Genomic DNA, 12551 nt, shown 5'->3' with positions numbered 1-12551 from the left:
ACCTGAAAGGGCCGGCGATCTGCTGGTGATTATGACAGGAAAAACGCGCCGGCCAACGCGTTGCGCGCTGGCCGGTTTGAAAGCACTCAGGCGAGTTGCTGGTCGATGAAGGCGGTGAGCTGGGCCTTGCTCATGGCGCCGACCTTGGTGGCGGCGAGCTGGCCGTCCTTGAACAGCATCAGCGTGGGGATGCCGCGGATGCCGAACTTGGCGGGGATGTCGCGGTTCTCGTCGACGTTGAGCTTGGCGATCTGCAGCTTGCCTTCGTAGGCGCTCGACACTTCGTCGAGGATCGGGGCGATCATCTTGCAGGGGCCGCACCATTCGGCCCAGTAGTCGACCAGCACGGGCTGGCTGGACTTGAGCACGTCGGCTTCGAAGGAGGAATCGGAGATGTGTTTGATCAGCTCGCTGGCCATGATGGAGTCCTTGTGCGCGGGGAGTTTCGGTGCAGCTACAGTGCGGGTCATTGTGACAGAAACCAAGGGGTGACGTGGCATGCACGAAGGCTATGGCGCCGATAGCCAGAGCCCTCGTCGCGACCCGGCCCCGCTACGAAATCCCCCGCGACAGAACATGAACGAAGGCCATCCCGCCCAGGCCCTGTGGTGCGACCCTGCCGATGGTGTGGTCGCGCGCATCGTGCGCGTGCTCGCCGAACGCCAGGCGCATGCGGCGCGCACGATGGTGCTGGTGCCCTATGCGCAGCTCATGGGCGTGGCGCAGGCCATGTGGGCGCGCTGCGGCTCGCCGGGCTTCGTGCCGCGCTTCGAGACCACGCGCAACTGGGCGCGCAGCGCGGGTGGCTTCGTTCCTTCGGGCTACGACATCGCCTTCGACATGGCGCGCGACCTCGTGACCGCGCAGGGCCTGCTCTCGCAGACCGGCTTCGGCGCCGAACGCTTCGCGCTCGCGGGCCGCGTGGTCGAGCTGGCCTACCAGCTCGCGCCGCTCGCGGCCGCGGTCGCGCCCGAAGAACGCGGCAGCGCCTGGGCCGAGCGCGCCGCCAGCGTGGCCGATGCGGGCAGCGAATCGGAGTGGTTCCGCATCGAGAGCGCGCTGATCCGCATCGCGGTCGCCTGGGCCGCGAACGCGAGCTATGCCACCGACGTGCTGCTGCGCGAGCCCGCGCGCGCGCAGATCGACGTGCTGATCGTGCTCGAGGGCTTCCAGACCGATCCCTTGACGCAGACCCTGTGCGGCCTGTGGGGCGAGCGCGCCGTGCGCCTGTCGCTGGTGCCCGCCATCGCGCCGCGCGGACAGTCCGCGGCCCATGTCGCGATCGATCCCGAGGACGAGGCCGAGCTCGCCGCGGCCTGCGCGCTGCGCCACCTGGCCGAGGGCCGCAGCCCGGTCGCGCTGGTCGCTACCGACCGCGCGCTCACGCGCCGCATCGGCGCGCGGCTCAAGGGGCAGGGCGTCACGGCGCAGGACGAGACCGGCTGGAAGCTCTCGACCACGCGCGCGGCCGCCATGCTGATGAGCGCGCTGCGCGCCTGCGCGCACGACGCCGGCAGCGACCAGGTGCTCGACTGGCTCAAGAGCGGCAACGACGGCGATGCGCTCGCGGTGCAGGGACTCGAGTCGAGATTGCGGCGCGAAGGCGTGCGCGACTGGTCGGCCTGGTGCGCGCAGGCCGCGCGCAGCGAGAAGCCGCAGGACGTCGCGCTGATGCCCTTCACGAACGAGATCGAGGCCCGCCGCGCACCGATGGCGCGTGCGCGCCCGCTCGCCGAATGGCTGGTCGCCTTGCGCGCGCTGCTCGAGGCGGCCGGCCAGTGGGAGCCGCTCGAGGCCGACCTCGCGGGCGGCAAGGTGATCTCGGCACTGTGGCTCGACGCCGGCGCGCATGGCGACGACGAGGCTTTCCCGGGCGGGCGCCACACGCTCTCCGAATTCACGGCCTGGGTGCGCGACGTGCTCGAGGACGCGAGCTTCGTGCCGCCCGTCAACGGCGAGATACCGCAGGTGATCGTGCTGCCCTTGCACCAGCTGCTGGGCCGGGCCTTCGGCGCGATCCTGATCCCGGGCTGTGACGACCGCCGCCTGCCCGCGTCGCCCGAGCCGCCCGGCAACTGGAGCGCCGCGCAGCGGCTCGAGCTCGGCCTGCCTTCGCGCGAGGCGCTCGAGGCGGCGCAGCGCGCGGCCTGGAACGCGGCCCTGTGCAATCCCTGGTGCGAACTGCTGTGGCGCGGTGCCGATGCCAGCGGCGAGCCCGTGCGGCCCAGCCCGCTGGTGCAGGGCCTCGAGCTCGACCATGCGCTCGCGTTCACCGACGATCCGCGCACGCGGCGCGATGTGCCCGTGCGTCCCACCCTCTATCCAACGCCCTCGGGCGCGCTGCTGCCGCTGCGCAACGTGTCGACCAGCGTCTACGAAGACCTGCGCCGCTGTCCCTACCGCTTCTTCGCGTTGCGCCAACTCGGCCTGCGCAGCGCCGACGAGCTCGATGCCGAGGTCGACAAGCGCGACTTCGGCAACTGGCTGCATGCGGTGCTCGGCCACTTCCACGAGACGCTGCGGGAGACGCCCACGCGCGACGCCGGCGAGCGCCTGCGCTACATCGAGGACGCGGCCGTGCGCGCCACGCGCGAATACGGCCTGTCGGACGCCGAGTTCCTGCCCTTCGCCGCGGCCTGGCCCGCGGTGCGCGACGGCTACCTCGACTGGCTCGCGGGCCACGAGGCCGCGGGCGCCGTCTTCGTCGAGTCCGAACCCTGGAAGGAACAGCCGCTGGGCGCGCTGCAGCTGGTGGGCCGGCTCGACCGAATCGACCGCATGCCCGACGGCCAGCCCTTCGTGATCGACTACAAGACCGAGTCCTCGGCCGTGACCAAGGAGCGCGTGAAGGAACCGACCGAGGACACGCAGCTCGCCTTCTATGCCGCGCTGGTGGCCGACGACACGCTGCGCGCGGCCTACGTCAACGTGGGCGAGAAGTCCTCGGGCACGCAGACGGTGGAGCAGCCGGTGGTGGTGCAGGCGCGCGATGCGCTGGTGGCCGGCATCCTCGACGACTTCCGCCGCATCGCCGAAGGCACGCCGCTGCCGCCGCTGGGCGAGGGCACGGTGTGCGAGCACTGCACCGCGCGCGGCCTGTGCCGCAAGGACTTCTGGAGCGACGATGCCGGCGCCGCCGTGCTGCAGGGGAGCACGCCATGAACGGCGCCGCCTACGAACACAACGGCCAGCGCGTGCCGCGCGAGGCCTTCTACACCGTCGCCTGCGATCCGCGGCGCTCGGTGGCGGTCGAGGCCTGCGCGGGCGCGGGCAAGACCTGGATGCTGGTGTCGCGCATCGTGCGCGCGCTGCTCGACGACGGCGCCAACGCCTGCCAGCCGCACGAGATCCTCGCCATCACCTTCACCAAGAAGGCCGCGGGCGAGATGCGCGAGCGGCTCGACCAGTGGCTCGAGGCCTTCGCCGAGCGCGAGCCCGAAGAGCTGGTCAAGGAACTCGTGATGCGCGGCATGCCGCCGGCCGAGGCGCTGGCCGCCGCGCCGCGCCTGAAAGGCCTGTACCGGCACCTGCTCGAGGGCGGCCGGCCGGTGCAGTTCCGCACCTTCCACGCCTGGTTCGCGGGCCTGCTGCGCAATGCGCCGCTGGCGGTGCTGCGCGAGCTCGGCCTGCCGTCGAACTACGAGCTGCTCGAGGACGATGCCGAGGCGCGCTCGCGCACCTGGCGCCCCTTCTTCGAGGCCGTGACCGCCGATCCCGACGCGCTGGCCGACTACTACGCGGTGGTCGCCACCTACGGGCGCTCGCAGACCGCCAAGGCGCTCGGCGAGGCGCTCACGCGGCGCGTGGAGTTCTCGCTCGCCGAACCGGCCGAGGCGGTGCGGCATTTCGCCGACCTGCACCCGGCGCTGGCCGGCTTCGACACGCCGACCGACGCGCTGCGCGGCGAGGCCGTGCGCCGGCGCTGGCTCGACCGTGCCGCCGCGCTCGGCCGCGAGACCAACAAGACGCCGCAGAAGGCGGCCGAGGCCGTCATCGACATCTTCGGCACCGGCGAGCCGGCCGAGTCCGCGTTGCCCTCGGCGCTCGCGCTGCTGCGCAAGAGCTTCTTCGTCGCGACCGAGGACCGGCTCAACAAGAACCTGCAGAAGTACCCGGCCGCGCAGGAGGCCGAGGCCGAACTGCAGCTGCTGTGTGCCGCGCAGGCCCAGCATGCGGCCTGGCTCTACCAGCAGCGCATGACGCGGCTCACGCGCCTTTTGATCGATGCCTTCGCGGGCGTCAAGCGCGCCCATGGCTGGGTCGACATGAACGACGTCGAGCAGGCGGCGCAACTGCTGCTGGGCCAGTCGGCGCTCTCGGGCTGGGTGCAGGAGCGGCTCGATGCGCGCATCGCGCACCTCTTGATCGACGAGTTCCAGGACACCAACCCGCTGCAGTGGCAGGCGCTCTATGGCTGGCTCAGCGCCTACGTGGGCGCGGGCAGCAGCGCGCCGCGCGTGTTCGTCGTGGGCGATCCGAAGCAGAGCATCTACCGCTTTCGCCGCGCCGAGCCGCAGGTCTTCATCGCCGCGAAGAAGTTCGTGCGCGAGGGCCTGGGCGGCGAGCTGCTCAACTGCGACCACACGCACCGCAATGCGCGCGCCGTCGTGGGCCTGGTCAACCAGGCCATGCTGGCCGCCCAGGAGGCCGGCGAGTTCGACGGCTTCCGTGCCCATACCACCGAGCGCAGCGACGAGGGCGCGCTGCTGAAGCTGCCGGCCATCGAGCGCGATGCCGCCGAAGCCGCGGCCGAGGCGGCACCGGCCGACGACGGCATGCTGCACTGGCGCGACAGCCTGGTCACGCCGCGCGTGCTGCCCGAGGAGCAGCTGCTGCAGAAGGAATGCGAGCAGGCCGCGCGCTGGATCGCGCAACTGATCGCCGACGGCACGCCGCCGCGCCAGATCATGGTGCTGTCGCGCCGCCGCAGCCGGCTCGCCGCGATGCAGGAGGCGCTGCGCCAGCGCCACATCCCGGTGCAGCAGCCCGAGAAGAACGAGCTGCACGACGCGCCCGAGGTGCAGGACATGGTGGCGCTGATCGATGCGCTGGTCTCGCCCGCGCACGACCTCTCGCTGGCGCGCGCGCTCAAGTCGCCGCTGTTCGGCATCGGCGACGACGACCTGGTGCAACTGGCGCTGCGCCAGCGCGCGCTGCCGGGCTGGAGCTGGTTCCGGTTGCTGCAGACCGGCGAGGACCTGCCGGCCGCGCTGGCCGAGGCCGCGCCGCGTCTCAAGCGCTGGCAGCGCTGGTTGGCCACGCTGCCGCCGCACGACGCACTCGACGCGGTCTTCCACGACGGCGACGTGCTCGCGAAGTTCGGCGCGGCCGTGCCCGCCGCGCTGCGCCAGGGCGCGCTGGCCAATCTGCGCGGCCTCCTGGCCGCGTCGCTCGACATCGACGGCGCGCGTTTCGTCACGCCCTATGCGCTGGTGCGCGCGCTGCGCGCCGGCGGCGTGCGCGCCCCGTCGGTGGCCGCGCCCGAGGCGGTGCAGTTGCTGACGGTGCACGGCGCCAAGGGCCTCGAGGCCGACACCGTGCTGATGCTCGACTGCGACGCGCCGCCGCCGCGCGCCCAGACCATGGGCGTGCTGGTCGAGTGGAAGGGCGGCGACCGCGTGCCGACGCGCTTCGTCTTCCTCGCGAGCGAGAAGACGCCGCCGGCCTGCGCGGCATCGCTGCTGCTCGACGAGCAGCGCGCGCGCCACCGCGAGGAACTCAACGGCCTCTATGTCGCGACCACGCGCGCCCGCGCGCGGCTGGTGCTGTCGTCGGTGCGCCCCGCGCGCGCCAACGAGGGCAGCTGGTGGGCGCGGCTGGCCGAGGCCTGCGAGACCGTAGCTGCCGACGAGCCGCTGGTGGCGCCGGTCGCAGCGCAGGCGCAGGCCGTCTTCGCGATCCACGAGCTGCCGGTGTTCGCTTCCGCGACGCCGCCGGTGCCCGTCGCGCGCAAGGAAAAGGCGGCCACGCTCGACGCACGCGCCGCGGCCTTCGGCCAGGCGATGCATCGCCTGCTCGAATGGTCGGTGCCCGGCGAGCCCTTGCCCGCGGCCCATGTGCGCGCGGCGGCGCAGGAGTTCCTGCTCGACGCGCAGCAGGCGCGCGGCGCCGCGGCGCTGGCCGCGCGCATCCGCGCCGGCGCGGGCGCCTGGGCCTGGAACCTCGAGGCCATCGACTGGCACGGCAACGAGGTCACGCTGGTGCACGAAGGCGACACGCTGCGCATCGACCGGCTGGTGCGCGAGCGCGCCAGCGGCACCTGGTGGATCCTCGACTACAAATCGGCCGCAAGGCCCGAGCGCGATGCCGCGCTCATCGCACAGATGCAGCGCTACCGCGCGGCCGTGCAGCAGGCCCATCCCGGTGCCACGGTACGCGCCGCGTTCCTGACCGGGCAGGGCGAACTGGTGAACCTCGAATGACTTCTTCTCCCACCGTCGCCGTGATCGGCGGCGGCCCCGCCGGCCTGATGGCGGCGGAAATCCTCTCCGCGGCCGGTGCGAAGGTGCACCTCTACGACGCCATGCCTTCGGTCGGGCGCAAGTTCCTGCTCGCGGGGCGCGGCGGGCTCAACCTCACGCACTCCGAGCCCTTCGAGGCCTTCGTGGGCCGCTTCGGCGAACGCCGCGCCGAACTCGAGCCGATGCTCGCGGCCTTCGGTCCCGCGCAACTGCGCGAATGGGCCGCGGGCCTGGGCATCGAGACCTTCGTCGGCAGCTCGGGCCGCGTGTTCCCCACCGACATGAAAGCCGCGCCGCTGCTGCGCGCCTGGCTGCACCGGCTGCGCGAGGCCGGCGTGCAGTTCCACATGCGGCACCGCTGGACCGGCGATGCCGCGGTCTCGCCCGGCGTGCTGCGCTTCGACACGCCCGCGGGCGAGGTCGAGGCCTCGGCCGATGCGGTGGTGCTCGCGCTCGGCGGCGCGAGCTGGGCGCGGCTCGGCTCCGATGGTGCCTGGGCGCCGCGGCTGCAGGCGCAGGGCGTGGCGGTGGCCGCTTTGCAGCCCGCCAACTGCGGCTTCGACGGCAGCGGCTGGAGCGCGCATTTCTCGGAGCGCTTCGCGGGCCAGCCCTTCAAGTCGGTGGCCGTGTCGTTCACCGACAGCCGCGGCCGTCATTTCGCGCGCAAGGGAGAGTTCGTCGCCACGGCGGGCGGCATCGAGGGCAGCCTCGTCTACGCCGTCTCGGCCCTGCTGCGCGACGAGATCGCCGCGAACGGCAGCGCCACATTGCTGCTCGACCTGCTGCCCGACCGCAGCGCCGAGCAGGTGCTGGCCGCGGTCAGGCATCCGCGCGGCGCGCGTTCGCTCGGCAGCCACCTCAAGAGCCGGCTCGGCCTCGAAGGCATCAAGGCCGGCGTGCTTTACGAGGTGCTGAGCCGCGAGGCGATGCACGATCCGCTGCAGCTCGCGCAGGCGATCAAGGCCGTGCCGCTGCGGCTGCTGGCCGCGCGCCCGGTCGACGAGGCGATCAGCGCCGCGGGCGGCGTGCGCTTCGATGCGCTCGATGCCCACCTGATGGCCAGCGCGCTGCCCGGCGTGTTCGTGGCGGGGGAGATGCTCGACTGGGAGGCGCCGACCGGCGGCTACCTGCTCACGGCCTCGATGGCCAGCGGCGTCGCGGCCGCGCGTGGCGTGCTCGCGCGGCTGGGACTGTCGTGAGGCTTTGGATTTTTTTGCGCGGCTCCCGTTCCGGGGTGGAACGAGAGCGCTGAAGAAGTTGACGAGCCTTACCCCTGGCACTGACTACGCAGTTAGGGCTGCTTGGTTCCCCACCTGACCCGGTTGGCCACTTCACCATGCAGGGAGGCCCGTCAGGGTCGATTCTAACCTCGCTCGCGTTGCCCCCTTCGCCGGGGCGGTGAATCGATCGATGAGAAACAAGCGCGAGGCGGACGCCGAAGGGCCCCTTCGCGGCTTTTAGAATGGGCGCAATGTCCTATATCGTGCTCGCCCGCAAGTTCCGTCCGAAAACCTTCGCTGAGATGGTCGGTCAGGGGCACGTGGTGCAGGCGCTCGAGAACGCGCTCACCACCCAGCGCCTGCATCACGCCTACCTGTTCACCGGCACGCGCGGCGTGGGCAAGACCACCGTCTCGCGCATCCTGGCCAAGTCGCTCAACTGCCAGGGGCCGGACGGGCAGGGCGGCATCACCGCCACGCCCTGCGGCGTGTGCCAGGCCTGCCGCGACATCGACGCCGGCCGCTTCGTCGACTACACCGAGCTCGACGCGGCCTCGAACCGCGGCGTGGACGAGGTGCAGTCGCTGCTGGAGCAGGCGGTCTACAAGCCGGTGCAGGGCCGCTTCAAGGTCTTCATGATCGACGAAGTGCACATGCTGACCAACACCGCGTTCAACGCGATGCTGAAGACGCTCGAGGAGCCGCCCGAGTACCTCAAGTTCGTGCTGGCCACCACCGATCCGCAGAAGGTGCCGGTCACGGTGCTGTCGCGCTGCCTGCAGTTCAACCTGCGCCCGATGGCGCCCGAGACGGTGCTCGAGCACCTGACCTCGGTGCTGCAGACCGAGCAGGTGCCGGCCGAGCCGCAGGCGCTGCGCCTGCTCGCGCGCGCGGCGCGCGGCTCGATGCGCGACGCGCTCTCGCTGACCGACCAGGCGATCGCCTTCGGCAACGGCGAGCTGGTCGAGGCCGGCGTGCGCCAGATGCTCGGCAGCGTCGACCGCGGCCATGTGTTCCGCCTGATCGAGGCGCTCGCGCAGGGCGACGGCAAGACCGTGGTCGAGACCTCCGAGGCGCTGCGCATCGACGGCATGTCGGCCGCTTCCACGCTCGAGGAAATGACGGCGGTGCTGCAGGCCATGGCGGTGCTGCAGGCCGTGCCTTCGCGCGCCGAGGCTGCCACGTCCAGCACCGACCCCGACGCGGCCGACACCGCGCGGCTAGCGCTGCTGATGCCGGCCGACGAGACCCAACTGCTCTACAGCCTGTGCCTGCACGGCCGCGGCGAGCTCGGCCTCGCGCCCGACGAATACGCCGCGCTCACGATGGTGCTGCTGCGGCTGCTGGCGTTCAAGCCTGCGCAGAACGCGGCCGGCTCGGCCTCCGCGGAAAAAAAAACTCTGAATGACGCCCCGGCGGCGGCGCCGGCACCCGTTGCCGCCCCCGCGCAGCCGCCGCGGCCGATCCCGGTGCGCAGCATGTCGGCCGAAGTGCCGCGTCCGGCGCCCGTTGCCGCACCTGCGCAACCGTCGACCGCCGCCCCCGCGGGCCACCGCCTGCCGGTCGTCGACCAGCCCGTGCGCCGCCCCGAGGCGCGTCCGCCCGAGGACGTGCCCGAACCCGATCCCGCCCAGGTGGTCGCCGTGCCGATGCGCGTGCAGCCGCCGCCCGGCGCGCGCGACACGCCGCGCGACGGTGCCCAGGCACCCGCCGCGCCGATCCCGCCGAGCGAGGAGGGCGATTTCTGGTTCGCCACCGTCACGCAGTTGATCGCGGCCGAGAGCATCGCCGCGCTCACGCGCGAACTGGCGCTGCAGTCGCAGCTGGTGGCGCGCGACACCGACCAGTGGCTGCTGCGCATCGAGCGCGAGTCGCTCAACCAGCCCTCCAGCCGCGAGAAGCTGATCGCCGCGCTGGCCGCGATCGGCCACGAGGTCAAGCTCGCGATCGAGGTCGGCGGTGTGGTCGACAGCCCGGCACGCCGCAACAAGGCCGCCGCCGACGAGCGCCAGCGCATCGCCGAGGAGGCGATCCGCAGCGATCCCGAGATCCAGGCCCTGATGCGCGACTTCGACGCGAGGATCGTCCCGGGCTCGCTCAAACCGGCCTGAGCGCGGCGGGCCACGCGCAGCGGCGACAATCGGCCGTGGCCCTTGCGGCGGCGAGGCTTCGCCGCCAGCTGCGCTTCCATCTCTTATCCTTTCCCATCCACCCAACCGATCCACAGGACCAACGATGTTCAACAAAGGACAACTGGCCGGCCTCATGAAGCAGGCGCAGGCAATGCAGGACAACCTCAAGAAGGCCCAGGAAGAACTGGCCCACATCGAGGTCGAGGGCGAATCGGGCGCCGGCCTCGTGAAGGTCGTGATGACCTGCAAGCACGACGTCAAGCGCATCACCATCGACCCGAGCCTGCTGGCCGACGACAAGGACATGCTCGAGGACCTCGTGGCCGCTGCCTTCAACGCCGCCGTGCGCAAGGCCGAGGAGACCAGCGAGCAGAAGATGGGCAAGCTGACCGCCGGCATGCCGGGCCTGCCCCCGGGCATGAAGCTGCCGTTCTGATGCCGCCGCGCCACCAAGGCTGACGTGTCCGACGCCGGTTCCCTCGACGCGCTCGTCGATGCGCTGCGCCGCCTGCCGGGCGTGGGCGTCAAGTCGGCCTCGCGCATGGCCTTCCACTTGCTGCAGCACGATCGCGAGGGCGCGCAGCTGCTCGCGCGCGCCCTGCAGCAGGCGGCGGGTCAGGTGCGCCATTGCGAGCGCTGCAACACCTTCACCGAGATGCCGGTGTGCAATGTCTGCCTCGACGTGCGGCGCGACCCGACCAAGCTCTGCGTGGTCGAGACGCCGGCCGACCAGGCCGCGCTCGAGCGCACCAACGCCTTTCGCGGCTACTACTTCGTGCTGATGGGCAAGCTCAGCCCGCTCGACGGCATCGGTCCCAAGGACCTGGGCCTGCAGAAGCTGTTCGAGCGCGCGCTCGATGGCACGGTGGCCGAGGTGATCCTCGCGACCAACTTCACGGCCGAGGGCGAAGCCACGGCGCATGTCATCGGCGATGCGCTGCGCCAGCGCGGCCTCACCGTCACGCGGCTCGCGCGCGGCGTGCCCGCGGGCAGCGAGCTCGAGTACGTGGACCTCGGCACCATCGCGCACGCGCTGGTCGACCGGCGCTGATCCCGCGGCGGCCACCGCCGCCGCGCATCCAAGAGATTCCGGAGACACCATGACCCTGTCGCTGCTCACCGTCGCCTACTGGTGCGTCTTCATCGCCTGCGGCCTGCCGTACCTCGCGGCCTGGATCGCCAAGGCCGGCGCCTTCCGGCCCAGCGACAACGCGCAGCCGCGCGACTGGGCCGCCAGGCAGGCGGGCTGGCGCGCGCGCGCCAACGCCGCGCAGGCCAACAGCTTCGAGGGGCTGCCCTTCTTCATCGGCGCGGTGATCATCGCGCACCAGCTCGGCGCCGCGCAGCTGTGGATCGACCGCCTCGCGATCGCCTACGTGCTGCTGCGCGTGGCCTATCTCGCGCTCTACATCCAGGGCATTCCGGCGCTGCGCAGCGCGGTCTGGGCGGCCGCCTTCTTGGTCAATATCGCGATCCTGTTCCTCGCGAAATAGCGCGGCTGAGAGTGGCCTTTTTCACTCTGTGAGAGGCCTTCATGCTTACGTGAAAACCCGCACGGGATGACCCCGATGCAGCGACCCTGCGCGCGCCCCTAAGCTCGATTCAGTTTCGACGAATTCCAGAGCCACCAGACGCCGCCGCAGGCCACGTTCCATGCTTCACCGCCGCACCCTCATCTCCGCCTCGGCCATCGCCGCCGCCACCATCGCGTTGCCGCGGGTGTTCGCGCAGCCGAAGCTGGAGAAAACCAAGATCTCGATCGCGGTCGGCGGCAAGGCGGCGTTCTACTACCTGCCGCTCACCATCTCCGAGCAGCTCGGCTACTTCAAGGCCGAGGGGCTCGACGTCGAGATCTCCGACTTCGCGGGCGGCGCGCGCGCGCTGCAGGCGGTGGTCGGCGGCTCGGCCGACGTGTGCTCGGGTGCCTACGAGCACACCATCAACCTGCAGGCCAAGAACCAGTTCTTCCAGGCCTTCGTGCTGCAGGGCCGCGCGCCGCAGATCGCGATGGGCGTATCGACCAAGAACATGTCGAGCTATGCCGGCATCGCCGACCTCAAGGGCAAGAAGATCGGCGTCTCGGCGCCGGGCTCGTCGACCAACATGGTGGCCAACCTCGTGCTCTCGCGCGGCGGCCTCAAGGCCAGCGACGTGAGCTACATCGGCGTGGGCGTCGCCGCCGGCGCGCTCACCGCGCTGCGCTCGGGCCAGATCGACGCCATCAGCAACACCGACCCCGTGATGACCATGCTCGAGCAGAAGGGCGACGTGAAGATCATCAGCGACACCCGCACGCTCAAGGGCACGCAGCAGGTGTTCGGCGGGCCGATGCCGGCCGCCTGCCTCTATGCGCCGGTCGACTTCGTGCAGAAGAACCCCAACACCTGCCAGGCGCTGGCCAACGCGATCGTGCACGGCCTCAAGTGGCTGCAGACCGCGGGCCCGGGCGACATCATCAAGACCGTGCCCGAGACCTACCTGCTCGGCGACCGCGCGCTCTACCTCGCCTCGTTCGACAAGGTGCGCGAATCGATCGCGCCCGACGGCATCGTGCCGTCCGAGGGACCCAAGACCGCGCTGGCCGCGATCGCGAGCTTCGACACCTCCGTCAAGGCCGACAAGATCGACCTGGCGAAAACCTACACCAACGATTTCGCACGGCGAGCGAAGGACAGGTTCAAGGCCTGACCTCGATGTCCCGCGACCCGGCTTCGGCCGGGTTTTTTCTGGGGGACGCG

Annotated in this window: 9 protein-coding genes and 1 other RNA gene; 8 read left to right on the top strand and 2 right to left on the bottom strand. The window is 71.4% G+C overall.

Annotated elements, in window-relative coordinates; translation table 11 throughout:
• Positions 1-86: 86 nt before the first annotated feature.
• The gene (gene trxA, locus KV106_RS27685) at positions 87-419 is read right to left on the bottom strand and encodes a thioredoxin TrxA (protein ID WP_057594218.1); all 333 of its coding nucleotides are present in this window, start codon (positions 417-419) and stop codon (positions 87-89) included.
• A gap of 157 nt (positions 420-576) precedes the next feature.
• Between trxA and KV106_RS27680 the strand changes: the two genes are divergently transcribed.
• Genes KV106_RS27680 through KV106_RS27670 form a run of 3 tightly spaced genes read left to right on the top strand, consistent with a single transcriptional unit; the run spans position 577 to position 7660 of the window.
• Positions 577-3162: a PD-(D/E)XK nuclease family protein gene (locus KV106_RS27680; protein ID WP_261213893.1), complete on the top strand. Its 2586-nt coding sequence runs from the start codon at positions 577-579 to the stop codon at positions 3160-3162.
• Entirely contained in the window at positions 3159-6422 is a 3264-nt protein-coding gene (locus KV106_RS27675) for a UvrD-helicase domain-containing protein (protein ID WP_261213892.1), read from the top strand. Before KV106_RS27680 ends, KV106_RS27675 begins: the two co-directional genes overlap by 4 nt.
• Complete coding sequence (locus tag KV106_RS27670) at positions 6419-7660, top strand: TIGR03862 family flavoprotein (protein WP_261213891.1); 1242 nt, start codon at positions 6419-6421, stop codon at positions 7658-7660. The genes KV106_RS27675 and KV106_RS27670 overlap by 4 nt, the downstream gene beginning before the upstream one ends.
• A gap of 57 nt (positions 7661-7717) precedes the next feature.
• On the opposite strand, the gene ffs is transcribed toward KV106_RS27670, so the two are convergent.
• Positions 7718-7814: signal recognition particle sRNA small type (gene ffs, locus KV106_RS27665), an RNA gene on the bottom strand.
• Between the two features lie 118 nt (positions 7815-7932).
• Between ffs and dnaX the strand changes: the two genes are divergently transcribed.
• The 5 genes from dnaX (at position 7933) to KV106_RS27640 (ending at position 12501) form a co-directional block, all read left to right on the top strand.
• A complete protein-coding gene (gene dnaX / locus KV106_RS27660; RefSeq protein ID WP_261213890.1) occupies positions 7933-9792 on the top strand; it encodes a DNA polymerase III subunit gamma/tau in 1860 nt (619 codons plus the stop codon).
• Positions 9793-9916: 124 nt separating this feature from the next.
• Positions 9917-10249, top strand: a complete 333-nt coding sequence (locus tag KV106_RS27655) for a YbaB/EbfC family nucleoid-associated protein (RefSeq protein ID WP_007836669.1) — start codon at positions 9917-9919, stop codon at positions 10247-10249.
• Positions 10250-10273: 24 nt separating this feature from the next.
• Positions 10274-10864 carry a recombination mediator RecR gene (recR, locus tag KV106_RS27650; protein ID WP_057594213.1) on the top strand — a complete coding sequence of 197 codons (591 nt, stop codon included), beginning with the start codon at positions 10274-10276 and terminating at the stop codon, positions 10862-10864.
• A 49-nt stretch (positions 10865-10913) separates the two neighbouring features.
• Positions 10914-11306, top strand: coding sequence for an MAPEG family protein (locus KV106_RS27645; protein WP_261213881.1), 393 nt, complete (start codon positions 10914-10916; stop codon positions 11304-11306).
• A 160-nt stretch (positions 11307-11466) separates the two neighbouring features.
• Complete coding sequence (locus KV106_RS27640; protein WP_057594211.1) at positions 11467-12501, top strand: ABC transporter substrate-binding protein; 1035 nt, start codon at positions 11467-11469, stop codon at positions 12499-12501.
• Positions 12502-12551: the final 50 nt, after the last annotated feature.

Source organism: Variovorax endophyticus (assembly GCF_025376855.1).
In the GTDB taxonomy this organism is placed as follows: domain Bacteria; phylum Pseudomonadota; class Gammaproteobacteria; order Burkholderiales; family Burkholderiaceae_C; genus Variovorax.
This window is presented reverse-complemented; position numbering and strand designations above follow the sequence as displayed.

Coding starts and splice junctions, on each gene's coding strand:
- trxA (WP_057594218.1), bottom strand. CDS start 419: ATGGCCAGCGAGCTGATCAAACACATCTCCGATTCCTCCTTCGAAGCC.
- KV106_RS27680 (WP_261213893.1), top strand. CDS start 577: ATGAACGAAGGCCATCCCGCCCAGGCCCTGTGGTGCGACCCTGCCGAT.
- KV106_RS27675 (WP_261213892.1), top strand. CDS start 3,159: ATGAACGGCGCCGCCTACGAACACAACGGCCAGCGCGTGCCGCGCGAG.
- KV106_RS27670 (WP_261213891.1), top strand. CDS start 6,419: ATGACTTCTTCTCCCACCGTCGCCGTGATCGGCGGCGGCCCCGCCGGC.
- dnaX (WP_261213890.1), top strand. CDS start 7,933: ATGTCCTATATCGTGCTCGCCCGCAAGTTCCGTCCGAAAACCTTCGCT.
- KV106_RS27655 (WP_007836669.1), top strand. CDS start 9,917: ATGTTCAACAAAGGACAACTGGCCGGCCTCATGAAGCAGGCGCAGGCA.
- KV106_RS27645 (WP_261213881.1), top strand. CDS start 10,914: ATGACCCTGTCGCTGCTCACCGTCGCCTACTGGTGCGTCTTCATCGCC.
- KV106_RS27640 (WP_057594211.1), top strand. CDS start 11,467: ATGCTTCACCGCCGCACCCTCATCTCCGCCTCGGCCATCGCCGCCGCC.